The 16,567-nt window shown below is 66.5% G+C and carries 24 protein-coding genes; 7 read left to right on the plus strand and 17 right to left on the minus strand.

Annotated elements, in window-relative coordinates; genetic code table 11:
* Positions 1-52 precede the first annotated feature (52 nt).
* The gene (locus U1739_RS11170) at positions 53-832 is read left to right on the plus strand and encodes a helix-turn-helix domain-containing protein (protein ID WP_332708015.1); all 780 of its coding nucleotides are present in this window, start codon (positions 53-55) and stop codon (positions 830-832) included.
* 17 nt (positions 833-849) lie between these two features.
* Here U1739_RS11170 and U1739_RS11175 read toward each other — a convergent pair whose 3' ends face one another.
* Positions 850-1,206, minus strand: a complete 357-nt coding sequence (locus tag U1739_RS11175; protein ID WP_332708017.1) for a hypothetical protein — start codon at positions 1,204-1,206, stop codon at positions 850-852.
* A gap of 11 nt (positions 1,207-1,217) precedes the next feature.
* Positions 1,218-1,898 carry an EI24 domain-containing protein gene (locus U1739_RS11180; RefSeq protein WP_332708019.1) on the minus strand — a complete coding sequence of 227 codons (681 nt, stop codon included), beginning with the start codon at positions 1,896-1,898 and terminating at the stop codon, positions 1,218-1,220.
* Positions 1,899-2,031: 133 nt separating this feature from the next.
* On the opposite strand from U1739_RS11180, the gene U1739_RS11185 reads away from it, so the two are divergent.
* Positions 2,032-3,024 (plus strand): adenosine kinase, encoded by a 993-nt coding sequence (locus U1739_RS11185; RefSeq protein ID WP_332708021.1) that lies wholly within the window; start codon positions 2,032-2,034, stop codon positions 3,022-3,024.
* Positions 3,025-3,124: 100 nt separating this feature from the next.
* Here U1739_RS11185 and U1739_RS11190 read toward each other — a convergent pair whose 3' ends face one another.
* The 9 genes from U1739_RS11190 to hisB all read right to left on the minus strand — a co-directional run bounded on the left by U1739_RS11190 (position 3,125) and on the right by hisB (position 9,123).
* Complete coding sequence (locus U1739_RS11190) at positions 3,125-4,702, minus strand: amino acid permease (protein ID WP_332708022.1); 1,578 nt, start codon at positions 4,700-4,702, stop codon at positions 3,125-3,127.
* A 107-nt stretch (positions 4,703-4,809) separates the two neighbouring features.
* On the minus strand, positions 4,810-5,187 hold the full coding sequence (locus U1739_RS11195) for a histidine triad nucleotide-binding protein (protein WP_332708023.1): 378 nt from the start codon (positions 5,185-5,187) through the stop codon (positions 4,810-4,812).
* A gap of 112 nt (positions 5,188-5,299) precedes the next feature.
* Positions 5,300-5,620, minus strand: coding sequence for a phosphoribosyl-ATP diphosphatase (locus U1739_RS11200; RefSeq protein ID WP_332708025.1), 321 nt, complete (start codon positions 5,618-5,620; stop codon positions 5,300-5,302).
* A gap of 32 nt (positions 5,621-5,652) precedes the next feature.
* A complete protein-coding gene (locus U1739_RS11205; protein ID WP_332708027.1) occupies positions 5,653-5,841 on the minus strand; it encodes a hypothetical protein in 189 nt (62 codons plus the stop codon).
* A 177-nt stretch (positions 5,842-6,018) separates the two neighbouring features.
* On the minus strand, positions 6,019-6,789 hold the full coding sequence (gene hisF / locus U1739_RS11210; RefSeq protein WP_332708029.1) for an imidazole glycerol phosphate synthase subunit HisF: 771 nt from the start codon (positions 6,787-6,789) through the stop codon (positions 6,019-6,021).
* 111 nt (positions 6,790-6,900) lie between these two features.
* Positions 6,901-7,638: a 1-(5-phosphoribosyl)-5-[(5-phosphoribosylamino)methylideneamino]imidazole-4-carboxamide isomerase gene (gene hisA / locus U1739_RS11215; protein ID WP_332708030.1), complete on the minus strand. Its 738-nt coding sequence runs from the start codon at positions 7,636-7,638 to the stop codon at positions 6,901-6,903.
* Entirely contained in the window at positions 7,626-8,228 is a 603-nt protein-coding gene (gene hisH, locus U1739_RS11220; RefSeq protein ID WP_332708032.1) for an imidazole glycerol phosphate synthase subunit HisH, read from the minus strand. The genes hisA and hisH overlap by 13 nt, the downstream gene beginning before the upstream one ends.
* Entirely contained in the window at positions 8,225-8,536 is a 312-nt protein-coding gene (locus U1739_RS11225) for a YciI family protein (RefSeq protein ID WP_332708034.1), read from the minus strand. Before U1739_RS11225 ends, hisH begins: the two co-directional genes overlap by 4 nt.
* Positions 8,536-9,123: an imidazoleglycerol-phosphate dehydratase HisB gene (hisB, locus tag U1739_RS11230; protein WP_332708704.1), complete on the minus strand. Its 588-nt coding sequence runs from the start codon at positions 9,121-9,123 to the stop codon at positions 8,536-8,538. The genes U1739_RS11225 and hisB overlap by 1 nt, the downstream gene beginning before the upstream one ends.
* 70 nt (positions 9,124-9,193) lie before the next feature.
* Here hisB and U1739_RS11235 point away from each other — a divergent pair, with 70 nt between their 5' ends.
* The 5 genes from U1739_RS11235 to gmk all read left to right on the plus strand — a co-directional run bounded on the left by U1739_RS11235 (position 9,194) and on the right by gmk (position 12,532).
* Entirely contained in the window at positions 9,194-9,676 is a 483-nt protein-coding gene (locus tag U1739_RS11235; protein WP_332708036.1) for an SspB family protein, read from the plus strand.
* Between the two features lie 97 nt (positions 9,677-9,773).
* A complete protein-coding gene (fumC, locus tag U1739_RS11240; RefSeq protein ID WP_332708038.1) occupies positions 9,774-11,159 on the plus strand; it encodes a class II fumarate hydratase in 1,386 nt (461 codons plus the stop codon).
* Between the two features lie 192 nt (positions 11,160-11,351).
* The gene (locus tag U1739_RS11245; protein WP_332708040.1) at positions 11,352-11,576 is read left to right on the plus strand and encodes a hypothetical protein; all 225 of its coding nucleotides are present in this window, start codon (positions 11,352-11,354) and stop codon (positions 11,574-11,576) included.
* Positions 11,573-11,779 (plus strand): hypothetical protein, encoded by a 207-nt coding sequence (locus U1739_RS11250; protein ID WP_332708041.1) that lies wholly within the window; start codon positions 11,573-11,575, stop codon positions 11,777-11,779. Before U1739_RS11245 ends, U1739_RS11250 begins: the two co-directional genes overlap by 4 nt.
* A 90-nt stretch (positions 11,780-11,869) precedes the next feature.
* Positions 11,870-12,532 (plus strand): guanylate kinase, encoded by a 663-nt coding sequence (gene gmk / locus U1739_RS11255; RefSeq protein ID WP_332708043.1) that lies wholly within the window; start codon positions 11,870-11,872, stop codon positions 12,530-12,532.
* 97 nt (positions 12,533-12,629) lie between these two features.
* On the opposite strand, the gene U1739_RS11260 is transcribed toward gmk, so the two are convergent.
* From U1739_RS11260 to crcB, 6 genes are all read right to left on the minus strand, one after another.
* The gene (locus tag U1739_RS11260) at positions 12,630-13,313 is read right to left on the minus strand and encodes an ATP12 family chaperone protein (protein WP_332708045.1); all 684 of its coding nucleotides are present in this window, start codon (positions 13,311-13,313) and stop codon (positions 12,630-12,632) included.
* Positions 13,314-13,320: 7 nt separating this feature from the next.
* Positions 13,321-13,539: a hypothetical protein gene (locus U1739_RS11265; RefSeq protein ID WP_332708047.1), complete on the minus strand. Its 219-nt coding sequence runs from the start codon at positions 13,537-13,539 to the stop codon at positions 13,321-13,323.
* 1 nt (position 13,540) lies between these two features.
* Positions 13,541-14,197, minus strand: coding sequence for an HAD-IA family hydrolase (locus U1739_RS11270; protein WP_332708049.1), 657 nt, complete (start codon positions 14,195-14,197; stop codon positions 13,541-13,543).
* On the minus strand, positions 14,194-14,796 hold the full coding sequence (locus U1739_RS11275; RefSeq protein ID WP_332708051.1) for an FMN-binding negative transcriptional regulator: 603 nt from the start codon (positions 14,794-14,796) through the stop codon (positions 14,194-14,196). The genes U1739_RS11270 and U1739_RS11275 overlap by 4 nt, the downstream gene beginning before the upstream one ends.
* A 136-nt stretch (positions 14,797-14,932) precedes the next feature.
* Positions 14,933-16,138 carry an RluA family pseudouridine synthase gene (locus U1739_RS11280; RefSeq protein WP_332708053.1) on the minus strand — a complete coding sequence of 402 codons (1,206 nt, stop codon included), beginning with the start codon at positions 16,136-16,138 and terminating at the stop codon, positions 14,933-14,935.
* Positions 16,135-16,521 carry a fluoride efflux transporter CrcB gene (gene crcB / locus U1739_RS11285; RefSeq protein ID WP_332708055.1) on the minus strand — a complete coding sequence of 129 codons (387 nt, stop codon included), beginning with the start codon at positions 16,519-16,521 and terminating at the stop codon, positions 16,135-16,137. Before crcB ends, U1739_RS11280 begins: the two co-directional genes overlap by 4 nt.
* Positions 16,522-16,567: the final 46 nt, after the last annotated feature.

Below are 16,567 nucleotides of genomic sequence, written 5' to 3' on the forward strand. Positions count from 1 at the left end.
CAAGTTTTTGGGGGTAGCTGCGGCACAGTGCCCGACCTAGTTCGGCAAGGGTATGAACATGCAGGTCAACAGCGGTGCCTGGGCGCTGACCGAGAGGGAGAAGCAGACCCTTCGCCTGATCGTCCGGGGGCATGACGCCAAATCGGTCGCCCGCAATCTTGGGCTGTCGGTGCACACGATCAACGAACGGCTGCGCGACGCGCGTCGCAAGATGGCGGTATCCAGCAGCCGCGAAGCCGCCCGCCTGTTGCTGGAAGCCGAAGACAGCGCGGCGCCGCCGACCCCCGATTTGTTGGGGGACGTTGAAATCGGGGAGGACGCGCCTCGCTTCGAGGGCGATCAGGAAGACGCGCCGATCAGCGGCGTGAGGCGGGCGTATCGCGCGCCTTTGATCTTCATCGGAGTCCTGCTCATGACCTTTGCTCTCGGCCTATTGGCGCTCGCCATCTTGCCTCCCGCAGCGGCGCCCCCGGCGACTGCGCCAACCGTGTCGCAAGCTGCGCCAGACGCGGCGGTGGTGGATGCGGCGCGGCAATGGCTCGTCTTGGTGGATCAAGCGCGGTGGGACGATAGCTATCGCGGTACCGGCACCGCGTTCCAGAAGCTCAACACCGCCGAGGTCTGGGCGGCAACGTCCGACAAGGTCCGCGTGCCCTTGGGGGCGGTGATCTCCCGCACGTTCGTCAGTCAGCAAGATCTGCCCGCCCCGCCGGCCGGCTATCAGGTGGTGAAGTTCCGCACGCGCTTCGCCAACAAGGCGGAGGCGATCGAGACGGTCTCGCTCGAGCGTGAGGCTGGCGCCTGGCGTGTGGTGGGCGTGACGATCGAGTGAGGCTGAGCGGCGCGCGGCTATTTCCCGCCGCGCGCCTTCATCTGCAGCGCCGAGACGCAGCTGGCGCGGTCGACCGGGCTGCCATCGCTCTGCCGTGCGTCGAGATAGGTCACTACCGGCTCGGCATTGCCCTTGGGATAAAGATAGGCATCGAGCACGCACGTGCCGCTGGCGAATTGCAATTTGCGCGCGCTGCCCTCGGTCAGGTCGGCGACCGGCGTGCCGAGCCGCGCGACCAGGCCGCGGGCGTTCTGGCCGATCACGCCTTCCAGCCCCAGCGTGCCGGTCGGGATCGGCACGAACGGCGCACGGGCAGGGCGGGCGGTGCCGCCCGCAGCGCAACCGGCGAGCAGCAGGCCCGGCAGGATAGTCATCGCAATGCGCTTCATTTTCGTCGTCCCTGATGAAACCAGTGCGTCGCCATCGCCGCGACTATAACGGGCGCGGCCAGGTTGACGATCGGTACGACGAACAATCCCGTGCCGATCAGCCCGAGCGCGAACCGGCTCAGCGCAGTCGCGCCGCGCCAACCTTTCAGCTCGCTCGCCCCCAGGTGCCGCGCCGCCACCATGTCGCCGAGATCGCGGCCGAGCAGCCAGCCATTGACCAGGAAGAACAGGATCGCCGGACCGACCCCGGTGACCAGCAACACGATATAGGCGGGCAGCAGCAGCAGGTTGATCAGCACGAACCGCCCGACCGAGCCCAGCCCCATGGCGAGCGACCGCGCCAGCGGCACGTCGCGCGCGCTGGCCAGCGCCTGGGGATAATGTCTGGCCTCGACTGCCTTGACCACGTCGTCGGCGAACACGCCGATCACCAGCACAGCGACGGCGCGAAACAGCACGCCGGCGGCGACCAGCGCCAGCACTACCGCGGCCATGCCGGCGATGCTTTGCGCGCCGCTGCCCCAGCCCCAATAGGCCGCGAGCCAGGTCAGCGCATACCACGCGCCGAGGCCGAGCGCGGCGAGCAGGGCGATGGTCAGCGCGAGCGATTTGAGGAACACCGCTAGGATGCGCCGATCGCAGAGTTGACCAATTGAGAGGAAGAAGGCGCGGATCATTGGGTGCGGTGTACCTCGCCGGCAAGCCAAGTCCAGCCGTGTCCTGCGCATGCAGGAGAACGGGACTTGGTTGCACGCACGGGGCCGCCCCTTTACGGCCGACGCAACATTTCCCCGCTCAGGAGCGCACCTTTTGACCAGCCCCACCTATGACGTCGTCGCGATCGGCAATGCCATCGTCGATGTCCTGTCGCATTCCGACGACGCCTTCCTCGCCGCCGAGAACATGGCCAAGGGCTCGATGCAGCTGATGTTCTCGCCGCAAGAGGCCGATGCCTTGTACGACAAGATGGGCCCCGGCATCGAGGCGTCGGGCGGTTCGGCCGCCAATACCGTGGCCGGCATCGCCGCTTTGGGCGGCAAATGCGGCTTTATCGGCCAGGTCGCCAAGGATCAGCTGGGCGATGTCTTCGCGCATGATATCCGGGCGATGGGCGTGACGTTCGGGACGCCCGCGCGCGACGGCGAGCCGACCACCGCGCGCTGCCTGATCTTCGTCACCCCCGATGGCCAGCGCACGATGAACACCTTTCTCGGCGCGTCGCAATTCCTGCCCGAGGCGGCGCTGGATCGCGCGCTGATCGCCGATGCCGCGATCCTGTATCTCGAAGGCTATCTGTGGGATCCGGAAGAGCCGCGCCAGGCGATGCGTGCGGCGATCGAGGTCTCGCGCAAGGCCGGGCGCAAAGTCGCTTTCACGCTCAGCGACGTGTTCTGCATCTCGCGCCATGGCGGCGATTTCCGCCGCCTGATGGCCGATGGCCTGATCGACATCATGTTCGCCAACCAGGCCGAAATCCTCGCGCTGATGGAGACGGACGATTTCGAGGCGGCGGTGGCGGCAGCCGCGGCGCAGGTGCCGATGCTGGTGGTGACGCGCAGCGAACAGGGCGCGATCGCGGTGTCGGGCGGCAAAACGGTGGCGGTGCCGGCTGCACCGGTCGAGCGCGTGGTCGACACGACCGGCGCGGGCGATCTGTTCGCCGCCGGTTTCCTGTCGGGCCAGGCCAACGGCAAGAGCGTCGAGCAGTCGCTGAAGCTCGGGGCGCTGTGCGCGGCCGAGATCATCAGCCATGTCGGTGCCCGCCCGCAGGTGGATCTGAAGGCGCTGGCCGCGAAGCTCTAAGCAACAATAAGCCCCTCTCCTTCAGGGGAGGGGCTCAAAACAATAAAAAGGGGCCGGGAATTGCTTCCCGGCCCCTTTCTTGCGTCCGACAAGCCGTCCGTTACGGCTGCACGCCCACCGGCGCGACATATTCACCCATTTCCGGGGCGTCCTCTTCGTCCAGCCCCTTGGCCAGCCGGCTGTTATGCATGCCGTAGACGAAATACAGCACCATTGCCGCCAGCGTGTACCAGCCGAAGAAGATCAGGATCCGCGTTTCCACGGTGAAGATCAGCAAGATGCAGCAGACGATGCCGAGTGCCGGCAGGAACGGGAACAGCGGCACCTTGAAGCCGCGCGGGATTTCCGGATGCGTCTTGCGCAGCCAGATCACCGACAGGCAGACGATCGCGAACGCCGCCAGCGTACCGACCGAGGTCGCATCCCCCAGGAAGTTGATGTCGAAGAAGGCCGCCGCAACGCCGGTGATCAGGCCAACCAGGATGGTGTTGACCCACGGCGTCTGGAACTTGGTGTGCACGCGCGAGAAGATGCGCGGCAACAGGCCATCGCGCGCCATCGTGTAGAAGATGCGCGTCTGGCCGTACATCAGCACCAGCACCACCGAGGTTAGCCCGACGATCGCGCCGGCCTTGACCAATTTGGCGAACCACGCCCATTGCGGGCCCAGCGCATCCACCGCCACGGCGACCGGATCGGGCACGTTCAGCGTCTTGTAGTTGACGATCAGCGTCATCACGATCGACACCAGGATGTAGATCAGGGTGCAGGCCGCCAGCGAGCCGAGCAGGCCGATCGGCATGTCCTTCTTGGGATCCTTGGCTTCCTGGCCTGCGGTGGAAACCGCCTCGAAGCCGATATAGGCGAAGAACACGATCGAGGCGGCGCGCAGGATGCCGCCCCAGCCGAACTTGCCGTCCTCGCCGGTCGCCGCCGGGATGAACGGGTCCCAATTGGCTTTCAGCGTGTCGATATGCGCGATCACGTAACCGCCGCAGATCAGGATGAAGGCGATGATCACGGTCAGCTTCACCGCAACGATGAAATTGTTGACCTTGGCGCTTTCCGACACGCCGATCACCAGCAAGGCGGTCATCGCCATGCAGATCAGGAAAGCGGGCAGGTTGAACAAATAGGTGATCGGCGCGCCGTTCACCAGCACCGGCACCAGATCGCTGCCATTGCTGCGCAGGATGGTGTGCCCGGTCGGCCCGGTCAGTTCGACCGGAATGACCAGCCCGAAATCGCGCAGCAGGCTGACGACATAGCCGGCCCAGCCGACCGCGACGACCGAAGCGGCGAGCCCATATTCGAGCAGCAGCAACGCGCCCATGATCCACGCGGCGAACTCGCCGATCGTGGTGTAGGAATAGGTATAGGCCGATCCTGAGACGGGCAGCGTCGACGAAAGCTCGGCATAGCACAAGCCGGCGAGTGCGCAGACGAAGCCGGCGATCAGGAACGAGATCAGCACGGCGGGGCCGGCATGCAGCGATGCCGCGCTGCCGGTGCGGACGAAGATGCCCGCGCCGATGATGCAGCCGATGCCCAGGAACACCAGGTTCCAGGCGCCAAGTGTACGTTTCAACGGACTGCGTTCGGTCTCGCGCTGCACCTGTTCCACCGTCTTGCGGAGCAGCATGCGCGAAAGGATACCCGTGGTGGGCGTGGTCGCCATGATCGATTTTTTCCCCTTGTGCCGCTATTGCCGGGCGGCGCGATTATGGGGCGGAGCCTAATGACAAAACGGAGACGTGCAATCCCCTAATGGCGGATTGCCGCGGTTTACCGCGCCAGCATCGGCCCGAGCGGCTGGCCGGCGAACAGGTGGACGTGCAGGTGCGGCACTTCCTGCCCCGCCTGGCGGCCGGTATTGGCCAGCAGCCGATAGCCGCGCGGCACCAGCCCCGCCTCGCGCGCCACCGTGCCGACCGCCCGGACGAAGCCGGCAATCTCGTCGGCCGAGCCGTTTGCGCTGAAATCGTCCCACGAGACATAGGCGCCACGCGGGATCACCAGGATGTGGATCGGCGCCTGCGCGTTGATATCGTGGAAGGCGATGGCCCATTCGTCCTCATAGACGCGGCTCGACGGGATTTCGTCGCGCAGGATCTTGGCGAAGATGTTCTGGTCGTCATACGGCTTGGTCGCGTCGATCGGCATGTGAATCCCCCTCCCGCATGCGGGAGGGGCTAGGGGAGGGCGTGTCCCAGCGTCCCGGCGGTCGTGGCTTACATGCCCTCCCCCAACCCCTCCCGCAAGCGGGAGGGGAGCTTTAGGATTTTCGCGCCGCCTTCTCGTCGATCCCCGAAACGCCTTCGCGGCGCATCATTTCCGCGCGCACATCGTCCAGGCTCAGTCCGGCATCGGCCAGCAGCACCATCAGATGGAACAGCAGATCGGTCGCCTCGGACACCAGCTCCTGGCGATCATCGGCCACCGCGGCGATCACCGTCTCGACCGCTTCCTCGCCGACCTTCTGCGCGATTTTCGCGCGCCCGCGGGCGAACAATTTGGCGGTATAGGAGGTGGTCGGATCGCCGCCACGGCGCGCCCGGATCGTCGCTTCCAGCGTATCGAGAAAATCTTCGGCCATGCGCCCTTCGCTGACGCAAGCCTCGGGTCAGGTCAATCCTTGCGCCGCTTGGCGAAGCGCGCGCGCAGCGCCCGGCGGACCACGAACACGCCGATACAGGCCATGGCGAACAAGGCGATATCGGACCATTCCGGGCTGGTGCGCACTTTCGGCACGCCGGTATGCGCGGCGAACACTGCGGTCGGCACGACGAGGATCAGGAGCAGGAAGAGCGTGCGCATAGGGGGTGCGATAGCGCCAGGTGGTTAACATCCCCCGACTTCACCCCAAAAGCTGGCGTCATCCTGAACTTGTTTCAGGATCCAGGCGCGGTCGGCCGCCCCAATGATGGCGTCTGTTAGACGGGCGACCGCGCCTGGATGCTGAAACGAGTTCAGCATGACGGTAATAGATGGTGGTCATGCATAAAGCGGCCGCCGTACCGCCACCCCCGCCTGCGCCAGCGCGGCATGCGCGTCGGCGATGCTCGCCTCGCCGAAATGGAAGATGCTCGCCGCCAGCACCGCGCTGGCATGGCCCTGGATCACGCCGGCGACCAGATCGTCAAGCGCGCCGACGCCGCCCGACGCCACCACCGGCACCGCCACCTGATCGGCGATCGTGCGGATCAGATCGAGATCGTAGCCGCCGCGCGTGCCGTCGCGATCCATCGAGGTGACCAGCAACTCGCCCGCGCCGAGCCGTACGAGGTTGAGCGCATGCTCGACCGCATCAATTCCGGTCGCGCGCCGCCCACCATGGGTGAACACTTCCCAGCGGCCATCCGCGCGCCGTGCGTCGACGGATGCGACACAACATTGGCTGCCGAAGCGATCGGCAATGTCGGCGACCAGCTCGGGCCGGGCGACGGCGGCGGAATTGACCGCCACCTTGTCCGCGCCCGCCAGCAGCAACGCGCGGGCATCGTTGGCCGAGCGTACCCCGCCGCCGACCGTCAGCGGCATGAAGCACACTTCCGCCGTGCGCCGCACGACATCCAGGATCGTGCCGCGCGCCTCGTGCGTCGCGGTGATGTCGAGAAAGCAGAGTTCGTCCGCCCCCGCTGCGTCGTAGGCGCGGGCTTGCTCGACGGGGTCGCCGGCGTCCTGCAGATCGACGAAGTTGACGCCTTTGACGACGCGGCCATTGGCCACGTCGAGACACGGAATCACGCGCGCGCGGACGGTCATATTACCCTCCCGCTTGCGGGAGGGGCTAGGGGAGGGCGTGTCAGCGAAGCGTAGGTCATCGTTTGGGACATGCCCTCCCCCGACCCCTCCCGCAAGCGGGAGGGGAGAAGGTCACGCCGCCGCCGCCACGCTCAGCGCGGCGGCCAGATCGAGCCGGCCGTCGTACAGCGCGCGGCCCGTAATCACGCCCTCGACGCCATCCTGCGCATGCAGCGCGAGAATGTGGATCTCGCCGATCCCGGCCACGCCGCCGCTGGCGATCACCGGAATGCGCACGGCGCGCGCCAGATCGACGGTCGCCTCGACGTTGCAGCCCTTCAGCATCCCGTCGCGGCCGACATCGGTGAACAGCAAGGCGGCGACGCCCGCATCCTCGAAGCGCCGTGCCATATCGACCACCGCGACGGTCGACACATCGGCCCAGCCGCGCGTCGCGACCATGCCGTCCTTGGCATCGACCGCGACGACGATGCCGCCGGGAAAGTCGTTTGCCGCCTGGCGCACCAGCTCGGGATTCTCCAGCGCGGCGGTGCCAATCACCACGCGCGACACGCCGAGATCGAACCATTTCTCTATCGCCGTACGATCGCGAATGCCACCGCCGAGCTGCACATGGCCGGGAAACTGGGTGACGATGTCGCGCACCGCATCGCCATTGACCGACGCGCCGGCAAACGCCCCGTCGAGATCGACGACATGCAGATAGTCCGCGCCCTGGCCGGCAAAAAGCATCGCTTGGTGCGCCGGATCGTCGCCATAGACGGTCGCGCGGTCCATATCGCCCTCGGCCAGTCGCACGACCTGCCCGCCCTTGAGATCGATGGCGGGGAACACGATCAGGGACGCCATGCGAGAAACCTTTCGAGGAGCGCCAGGCCGTAACGCTGGCTCTTTTCGGGGTGGAATTGCACGCCGAGCAAATTGTCGCGGCCGATCGCCGCGGTGACCGCGCCGTCATGGTCGGTGGTCGCGATTACGTCGGCCCCGCGATAGGCATAGGAGTGCAGGAAATAGGCCTCGCCTGGCTCGATCAGGGCGTGGGGCAGGGCGGTGACGTCGTTCCAGCCCATATGCGGCACTTTGGCTGCCGGGTCCTTGGGCTCGAGCAGCGCGACCGTGCCCTGCATCCAGCCGAGCCCCTGGTGCACGCCATGCTCTTCGCCGGTTTCCGCCATCAATTGCATGCCGACGCAAATGCCCAGGAACGGCGCGCCTTCATCGCGCACCCGCCGCTCCAACGCCTCGATCATGCCCGGCACGGCGCGCAGCGCTGCCGCGCATGCCCCGAACGCGCCCACGCCGGGCAGCACGATGCGATCGGCGCGGGCTACCGCGTCGGCGTCGGCCGTGATCAGAATGTCCGTCGCGCCCGCCGCCTTCAGCGCATTGTGCACCGAATGCAGATTGCCCGCGCCGTAATCGATCAGCGCCAGCGTCATGCGAGGAGCGCCGCAATCTCCGGTGCCGCGAAGCTCGCGTTGAAGGCGATGACGCGCGCCGTGGCCACGCCGCTGGTCACGAACGGATCGCTCGCCGACAGTGCCTCGGCCTCGGCGCGCTCGCCCCGTGCGACAATCACGCCGCCGACGCGCGGATCCTGCCGCCCGGCGATCAGGAACACGCCCGCGTCGAAGCCGCGCTCCAGCCAGGCGACATGCGCCGCCATCTGCGCATCGACCTCGGCCAGCGGCGCGACATAATCGAGCAGGATCAGGCAGAGCGGCCCGGCGGCGCGGTGCTTGGCCATTACAGCACGCCCTTGGTGCTCGGGATCACGCCCACTTTGCGCGGATCGATCTCCACCGCCTCGCGCAGTGCCCGCGCCACGCCCTTGAACGCGGCCTCGGCGATATGGTGGTTGTTCTGCCCGTAGAGCGTCTCGATGTGCAGCGTCACGCCCGCGGTCTGCGCGAACGAGTGGAAGAAATGCTCGAACATCTCGGTATCCATCTCGCCCAGCCGCTTCTGGCTGAACGCGGTCTTCCACACCAGATAGGGCCGTCCCGATATGTCGATCGCCACGCGCGCGAGCGTCTCGTCCATCGGGCTCAGCGCATCGGCGTACCGGCGGATGCCGCGCTTGTCGCCCAGCGCCTGGGCGATCGCCTCGCCGATCGCGAGCCCCGTATCCTCGACCGTATGATGCTGGTCGATATGCAGATCGCCGACCGTCTTGACGTCGAGGTCGATCAGCGAATGGCGGGATAATTGCTCGAGCATGTGATCGAAGAAGCCGACCCCGGTGGAGACGGTATAGGCCCCCGTGCCGTCGAGATTGACGGAGACGGCGATGCTGGTTTCGCTGGTCGAGCGATTGATGGTGGCGGTGCGCATCGCCTCCCAATAGCGACCTGCCCAACGCATGCAATCTTGACCCGCCCCCAAAGCGCGCTACCCAAGGGCCATGAGCGATGGACTGCCCGATAGCCTGATTCCTTATGACGAGATCGTGCAGGAGGCGCTGCGCGCGGTGGTCGGCCGCGTGCTCGGTTCCGTAGCGGAAAATGGTGGCCTGCCGGGCGAGCATCATTTCTACATCACGTTCAAGACGCAGAATCCGGGCGTGGATATCCCGCAGCGCCTGATCGAGCGTTTCCCCGACGAGATGACCATCGTCATGCAGAACCGCTATTGGGATCTGCTGGTCGATGACGAGCGCTTCTCGGTCGGCCTGAGCTTCAACCAGGTACCGTCCAAGCTGGTCATTCCCTATTCGGCGGTGACCGGGTTTCACGATCCCAGCGTCAATTTCGAACTGCGCTTCCAGGCGCAGGAAGGGCCGGACAGCCCCGATCCGCATGACGAAGCGGAGAATGATGGGCCAACGCTGGTGCCGGTCGAGGATGGCTCGAACGTCGTGGCGGTGGATTTCAAGCGCAAGAAGTGACGCATTGCGTCACCCCAGCGCAGGCTGGGGTCTCGTGCCGCATGGGCGCGTTCTCGGCCTGAGATCCCAGCCTGCGCTGGGATGACGAGGATTGCACATGACCGACACCCGCACCGAAACCGACTCGTTCGGCCCCATTGCCGTCGCCACCAGCGCTTATTGGGGCGCGCAGACGCAGCGCTCAATCGAGAATTTCCCGTTCGGCGCGCGCGAACGCATGCCGATCGAGATCGTCCACGCGCTTGCCCTGGTCAAACAGGCCACCGCGCGGGTGAATCGCAAGCACGGCCTTGACGCCAAACTTGCCGACGCGATCGACACGGCCGCGGCGGAAGTCGCCAGCGGCCAGCTCGACGATCATTTCCCGTTGGTCATCTGGCAGACGGGCAGCGGCACGCAGAGCAACATGAACGTCAACGAGGTCATTGCCGGCCGCGCCAACGAACTGCTCAGCGGGACGCGCGGCGGGAAGTCGCCGGTCCATCCCAACGATCACGTCAATATGAGCCAGTCGTCCAACGACAGCTTCCCCACCGCCTTGCACGTCGCCGCCGCGCTGGCGGCGCGTGATCGCCTGATCCCGGCGATCGCGCAGCTCGAGGCGAGCCTGCTGGCCAAGGTCGAGGCGTGGGGCGAGATCGTCAAGATCGGCCGCACCCACCTGCAGGACGCGACGCCGCTCACGCTGGGCCAGGAATTCAGCGGCTATTACGCGCAGCTGCGCCTTGCTCGGACGCGCATCCTGCCGTTGATCGAACACGGCCTGAGCAAGCTCGCGCAGGGCGGCACGGCGGTCGGCACTGGGCTCAACACACCCGCCGGCTTCGCCGAGGATTTCGCCGCGACGATCAGCGAGCTGACCGGCTTTGCGTTCGAGACCGCGCCCAACAAGTTCGAGGCATTGGCCACGCATGACACGCTGGTCGAATTCTCCGGCCGGCTGAACACGCTGGCCGTGTCGCTTTCCAAGATCGCCAACGATATCCGCCTGCTCGGCTCCGGCCCGCGCTCGGGCATTGGCGAGCTCAATCTGCCCGAAAACGAGCCGGGCAGCTCGATCATGCCGGGCAAGGTCAATCCCACGCAGTGCGAAATGCTGACGATGGTCGCCGCGCAGGTCATCGGCAACCACACGGCGGTGACGGTCGGCGGCCTGCAAGGGCATCTCGAGCTCAACGTGTTCAAGCCGCTGATCGGTGCGGCGGTGCTGCGCTCGATCGATCTGCTCAGCATCGGCATGGAAAGCTTCGCGGAGCGCTGCGTCGATGGGCTCGAGCCGAACCGCGCGCGGATCGACGAACTCGTCGCGCGCTCGCTCATGCTGGTGACGGCGCTGGCGCCGGAGATTGGTTATGACAATGCCGCCAAAATCGCCAAACATGCCCATGCCGAGGGGCTGACGCTGAAGGAAGCCGGGCTGGCGCTCGGGCTGGTCGACGAGCCGACGTTCGACCGCTTGGTCCGCGCCGAAGATATGGTGTGATCCTCCCCGGAATGGGAGGGGGACCGCCCGGCTTCTTCAGCCGGGTGGTGGAGGGGGCTATCCCCAGACGCACCGCGAGCGTTACCGGCGTACCCCCGCCGTCAGGCTTCGCCTGCCACCTCCCCGTTCCGGGGAGGAATGGAACAACATCGTTGTTCCCGCTTTATGCCACTCGAAGCAGGGAGACGTGACGTGGGTGCAACGACGATAGGCGCGCTGATCGGCGGCGCGATCGATTCGATGAGCGGCGACGATGGCTCGGCCGATGGCGCGATCAAGGGCGCGATCGTCGCCAATGTGCTGAAGGTCGCGCTGCCGCTGGTCGTCACCTACGCGGTCGGCTGGGCCGTGTTGCGCGGCGCGGCGGAATTGAAAACGGCCGTGTTCGGCGGCACTACAGACGGAGAGCAGGCATGATTCGCGGTATTATCGGGGCATTGGTCGGGCGCGAAATCGATCGTCGCGACGGCAGCGGCGGGCTGAAGGGCGCGGCGATCGGTATGGTCGCCAGTCGCGTGCTGACCCGCATGGGCCCGCTCGGCCTGGCGCTGGGCGGTGCCTATGTGGCGAAGAAGGCCTATGATCGGCATCGCGACACGCGTCGCAATACGAGCATCTGACTCGTCGCGTTGCCGGGGCGCGATGCCCCGGCGACGCGTATTCTCACCCTGCGACTTGACGTAGCAGGCGTCGCCACGCCAGTAGCGCGCATGCCGACACCCGAAACGCCCGCCACTCCCGAAGATCCCCACGGCTTCAAGCGCCGCGGCATGATGTTCGTGCTCTCCTCGCCCTCGGGCGCGGGCAAATCGACCATCGCCGGCAAATTGCTCGAATCCAATCCCGAGCTGCAGGTCTCGGTATCCTACACGACGCGCCCGATCCGCCCCGGCGAGGTCGACGGTGTGCATTACCATTTCACCGATCTCGAAACGTTTCGCGCGATGGTCGCGAACCACGAATTCCTCGAATGGGCGCATGTCTTCGATCACCGCTATGGCACGCCCAAGGCGCAGGTATGGAACGCGCTCGAACAAGGGCATGACATCCTGTTCGACATCGATTGGCAGGGCGCGCAGCAATTGCACCAACTGGCCGGCGGCGACGTGGTGCGCGTGTTCATTCTGCCGCCGTCGATGCCGATCCTGCGCGAGCGGCTGATCGGCCGCCGCACCGATTCGATGGAAGTGATCGATGCGCGCATGGATCGTGCGGCCAATGAAGTCAGCCATTGGGACGGCTACGATTACGTACTGGTCAATGACGATGTCGAGACGTGCTTCGACTGCGTGAAGACGATCCTCGGAGCGGAGCGGCTGAAGCGCTCGCGGCAGACCGGGATTATCGGGTTTATCCGTAAGCTGCTGCGCTGATTGTGATGTTCCCCTGCGAAAGCAGGGGCCCAGGGTTACAAGCGCTGCGCGTAATACTCTGGGCTCCTGCTGTCGCAGGAGCATTAAGTCGGGATATTTAGGCGAGCAGCGCCAGAAATCCCGCGCCGCCGAAAAAGTCCCGCCGCCTGGCCTCCAGCGCCGCCAGTGACACCTCGTCGCGGCCCCATTGTTCGGTCTGCCAATCCTCGTCCGCTTCGACCGCGCGCCACGCCGTCTCGGCATCCACTGCGCGCTCCAGCAGGGCCAGCGCGGCAACCAGCGAGCCGCCGATCGTCACCACCGGCGATAAGCCCGCCAATTCCCAAGCCGAGCGCGCCGCCACCGCCTCGCCCAGTCGCGCGATCGTCGCGGCTGGCTGCGCGCGGTGCATCACCCCGCCGATCACCTCGAAATGCACGTCGTAACGCCCGCGCGCCCAGGCAAGCAGCGGATCCCACAAGTCGGCTTGGCGACCGACCAATGCCGGCGGCTCTTCCGCGCGATAACAGAGCAGGTCGCTCTCCCCGAACCGCGCCAGGTTGGCGGCAAAGCCAGCTTGGTCCTGCGGCACGCGCTCGATCGCTGCGTTGGCGAGGCCGGTCAGCGGCATGGTGCGCGGATCGATCTCGCCGGTCACCGCGCGCCATTCCTCGGCCACCGCCTCGGCCAAGGCAGGGAAGGGGATCGCCAGCGGCAACCGCCCCGGCGTGCGCACGGGCTTGCCGTCGAGCGTCACCACCCCCGCGGCATCGACGCCGACCTCGCTCCAAAATCTTTTCACGTCTGCCTCAAGCTTCCGGCGGCGTGCGCCAGCGCCGCGCCAGCGCGCGCGGGACCACGGCGATGAACAGCATCGCCGCCAGCACCAGCGCCAGGCCGATCAATTTCTGCTCCATCGCCACGGCGCGTCCGATCAGCACCAGCCCGAGCAAGGCGCCCGCCACGCCGAGCAGCCGACTGCCGGTCATCAGGAAATAGCGGTTTCGCGCGGTGTCCGGCTCGCTCATCTCAGGCCTCCATATGCGCGGGCAGATCGGTGGCGTCCTCGGCCACGGCATGCGCACCGGCGGCGCGCAGTTCCTCGGGGCGATGATAGCCCCATGCCACGCCCAGCGCCCGCGCGCCGGCCGCCCGCGCCATCAGCATGTCGTAGCTCGTATCGCCGATCATCACCGTCGTTGCCGGCACGGCGCCGGCCTCGGCCATCGCCGTGTCGATCATCGAGGGGTGCGGTTTGGAGGGATGCCGGTCGGCGGTCTGCAGCGTCACGAACCGGTCGGTGATGCCGTGCACCGCCAGCACATGCGCCAGGCCGCGATCCGATTTGCCCGTCGCCACGCCGAACACCCAGTCGTCCGCTGCCAGCACGTCCAGCGCTGCGACGATGCCCTCGAACAGTGGCTCGTCATCCATCTCGCCGGAGTCGCGCATGCGCCGGAACGCGCCCTTATAATCCTCCGCCAGCGCATGGTGCTGCGCATCCCCGGCCTCAGGCAGCAGCCCGCGCATCGCCTCGACCAGGCTCAAGCCGACGATACGCCGGATCGCCGGCCGCGCTGGCGGCGCCAGCCCATGCAGCGCGAACGCCTGCTCCATTGCCTGACAGATATTGGCCTGGCTATCGACCAGCGTGCCGTCGCAATCGAACAAAGCGAGCTTGTTCATACCGCTGCACGCATCAGATGGGCGATCGCGCGCCGGCCCGCCGCTTCGGCTCCGTCGGCGGCACCGATCCGCGCTGCCTCCGGCTTGTGCTGCCCGAGCTTGCGCGTGCCACGCCAGCCGGTGATGTCCATCCGGAAGCCGATGATTCCGCGCATCATCTGTCCCAACAATTTGGCGTCCATCTTGTCGCGCGTCCAGGGTGTCTTGGGAACGAGTTGCGCTTCCTGTACGGCGGAAATGCGATCGAGCTGGTCGATCAACCCCGCATCGTCCATCCGCCGCATAGTGCCTTCCAATTCGACCGCCAAATAATTCCAGGTCGGTACTTCGTTCGGCCCGAGCCCATACCAGTCGGGGCTGACATAACCGTCCGGTCCCTGCGCCACGAACAACGCGGCAGCGCCATCCAGATGCCGTGTGATGCCATTGCCACGCGCGACATGCAGCGCGATCGTATCGTCATCCAGCCACACGATCGGCACATGCGCAACGCGCGGACCATCGGGCGTGGCGGCGAACAGCGCGCCAAAGCCAAGCGCCGAGACGAGCTCGCGCATCGCCGCGCGGTCTTCCCAGCGGAAGGTGGCGTTGGGGTGCATCCCTAGCCCTCAATCGCCACCCCGGCGGACGCCGGGGGCCAGTCGCGCAACCGGAAAGAGCGTGCGTTGCGCTTAGTTGCGACCACCGTCGCGACTGGGCCCCGGCCTCCGCCGGGGAACGGCAGGGAGACGTGCATCAATATTGCGTCCGCGGGCGCGGCTTCGGGCCCGGCTTCGCCCCGGGTGCCTTTGGCTTGGGCTTGGGTTTTGCCTTGAGCGGCGGCTTCGCGCCGGGCCGTGCCGCCGCCTCGCTGCCGCGATTGCGCCGTTCGCCCTTGCGATCCTTGCGCACGTTCTTGGCATGCTGCTTGGCCTGTTGCTTCTTCACTGCCTTGCTGGGCGGCGGCGGGGTGTCGAGCGGCATCATGTTGCCAAGCATCTCGTCGAAGCCGAGATGCTTAAGGCTCTCGGCAAAATGCGTCGGCAGTTCGGCCTGCACGTCGATCTCGCCGCCATCGGGATGATCGATGCGCAGCCGCCGCGCGTGCAGATGCATCTTGCGCGAAATGCCGCCGGTCAGGAACGCCGCTTGGCCGCCATATTTGCCGTCGCCGACGATCGGATGGCCGATCGCCGCCATGTGCACGCGCAACTGGTGCGTGCGCCCGGTATGCGGGATCAGCTCGACCCAGGCGGTGTTGTTGCCGGCGCGCTCGATCACGCGGTAGCGCGTGCGCGCAGGGCTACCCTCGGCCTCGTCGACATGCATCTTCTCGCCGCCGCTGCCCGGCTGCTTGCCGATCGGCAGATCGATCGTGCCATCCTCGATCGAGGGCACGCCGACGATCAGCGCCCAATAGATCTTCTTGGCGGTGCGCGACGAGAAGGCCTTGGCAAAATAGCCCGCCGCGCGCGTGGTGCGGGCGATCAGCAGGACGCCGCTGGTGTCCTTGTCGAGCCGGTGGACCAGTTTCGGCCGGCTCTCGCCGTCGAACTGGATGCCGTCGAGAAGCGCATCGACATGCTCGATCGTCTTGGTCCCGCCCTGGGTGGCCAGACCCGGCGGCTTGTTGAGCACGATGCCCTGTTTGTCGCGGTGGATGACCAGTTCCTGGATGAACTTGGTCTGCTCCGGGCTCAGCTCGGGCCGGTCGCGCTTCTTGGGCGCGCCGGGCATTTCGGGGCGCGCCGGCTCCTCCGGCGGCACGCGGATCTGCTGGCCGGCGGCGATGCGATCGCCGGGCGTGGCGCGGGCACCATCGATGCGGACCTGCCCGTTGCGCGCCCACATCGCCACCGTGGTAAAGCTGGTATCGGGCAGATGGCGCTTGAACCAGCGATCCAGCCGGATGCCGTCATCGTCGAACCCGACGTTGAAGTTGCGGACGTCTTGTTCGCTCATGCGACAGTTCCAAAAATCGATCGGGTCAGCATCAGCCCGGCAAACAAAGCGGTGATCGAGCCGATCACCGAGACCAGCACGTACAGCGCCGCGGTGCCCAGCGCGCCGCGCTCGATCATCATCACGGTGTCGAGCGAGAAAGCGGAAAAAGTGGTGAACCCGCCGAGCGCGCCGACCGCGAGCAGCAGGCGCCAATTCTCGCTCGCATCATTGCGGGCAAGCACGCCGACCAGCGCGCCCATCAGGAACCCGCCGATCAGATTGACCGCCAGCGTGCCCCAGGGATAATTCGGCCCGAACGCCTCAAGCGTCGCCCGCCCGGTCAAATACCGCGCGCCGGAGCCGACCGCGCCGCCGGCCATGACAAGAAACAAGGAATACATGGCGGCTCCACTAGCGCGGATGGCGCTGAAATAGAACTGCCTCATT

It is taken from the genome of Parasphingomonas puruogangriensis, from assembly GCF_036663635.1.
Taxonomy (GTDB): Bacteria; Pseudomonadota; Alphaproteobacteria; order Sphingomonadales; family Sphingomonadaceae; genus Sphingomonas.

What these genes read in the sequence shown, in the direction of transcription:
- U1739_RS11170 (WP_332708015.1), top strand. Translation starts at nt 53, where the DNA reads ATGAACATGCAGGTCAACAGCGGTGCCTGGGCGCTGACCGAGAGGGAG.
- U1739_RS11175 (WP_332708017.1), bottom strand. Translation starts at nt 1,206, where the DNA reads ATGACTATCCTGCCGGGCCTGCTGCTCGCCGGTTGCGCTGCGGGCGGC.
- U1739_RS11180 (WP_332708019.1), bottom strand. Translation starts at nt 1,898, where the DNA reads ATGATCCGCGCCTTCTTCCTCTCAATTGGTCAACTCTGCGATCGGCGC.
- U1739_RS11190 (WP_332708022.1), bottom strand. Translation starts at nt 4,702, where the DNA reads ATGGCGACCACGCCCACCACGGGTATCCTTTCGCGCATGCTGCTCCGC.
- U1739_RS11195 (WP_332708023.1), bottom strand. Translation starts at nt 5,187, where the DNA reads ATGCCGATCGACGCGACCAAGCCGTATGACGACCAGAACATCTTCGCC.
- U1739_RS11200 (WP_332708025.1), bottom strand. Translation starts at nt 5,620, where the DNA reads ATGGCCGAAGATTTTCTCGATACGCTGGAAGCGACGATCCGGGCGCGC.
- U1739_RS11205 (WP_332708027.1), bottom strand. Translation starts at nt 5,841, where the DNA reads ATGCGCACGCTCTTCCTGCTCCTGATCCTCGTCGTGCCGACCGCAGTG.
- hisF (WP_332708029.1), bottom strand. Translation starts at nt 6,789, where the DNA reads ATGACCGTCCGCGCGCGCGTGATTCCGTGTCTCGACGTGGCCAATGGC.
- hisA (WP_332708030.1), bottom strand. Translation starts at nt 7,638, where the DNA reads ATGGCGTCCCTGATCGTGTTCCCCGCCATCGATCTCAAGGGCGGGCAG.
- hisH (WP_332708032.1), bottom strand. Translation starts at nt 8,228, where the DNA reads ATGACGCTGGCGCTGATCGATTACGGCGCGGGCAATCTGCATTCGGTG.
- U1739_RS11225 (WP_332708034.1), bottom strand. Translation starts at nt 8,536, where the DNA reads ATGGCCAAGCACCGCGCCGCCGGGCCGCTCTGCCTGATCCTGCTCGAT.
- hisB (WP_332708704.1), bottom strand. Translation starts at nt 9,123, where the DNA reads ATGCGCACCGCCACCATCAATCGCTCGACCAGCGAAACCAGCATCGCC.
- U1739_RS11235 (WP_332708036.1), top strand. Translation starts at nt 9,194, where the DNA reads ATGAGCGATGGACTGCCCGATAGCCTGATTCCTTATGACGAGATCGTG.
- fumC (WP_332708038.1), top strand. Translation starts at nt 9,774, where the DNA reads ATGACCGACACCCGCACCGAAACCGACTCGTTCGGCCCCATTGCCGTC.
- U1739_RS11250 (WP_332708041.1), top strand. Translation starts at nt 11,573, where the DNA reads ATGATTCGCGGTATTATCGGGGCATTGGTCGGGCGCGAAATCGATCGT.
- gmk (WP_332708043.1), top strand. Translation starts at nt 11,870, where the DNA reads ATGCCGACACCCGAAACGCCCGCCACTCCCGAAGATCCCCACGGCTTC.
- U1739_RS11265 (WP_332708047.1), bottom strand. Translation starts at nt 13,539, where the DNA reads ATGAGCGAGCCGGACACCGCGCGAAACCGCTATTTCCTGATGACCGGC.
- U1739_RS11270 (WP_332708049.1), bottom strand. Translation starts at nt 14,197, where the DNA reads ATGAACAAGCTCGCTTTGTTCGATTGCGACGGCACGCTGGTCGATAGC.
- U1739_RS11275 (WP_332708051.1), bottom strand. Translation starts at nt 14,796, where the DNA reads ATGCACCCCAACGCCACCTTCCGCTGGGAAGACCGCGCGGCGATGCGC.
- U1739_RS11280 (WP_332708053.1), bottom strand. Translation starts at nt 16,138, where the DNA reads ATGAGCGAACAAGACGTCCGCAACTTCAACGTCGGGTTCGACGATGAC.
- crcB (WP_332708055.1), bottom strand. Translation starts at nt 16,521, where the DNA reads ATGTATTCCTTGTTTCTTGTCATGGCCGGCGGCGCGGTCGGCTCCGGC.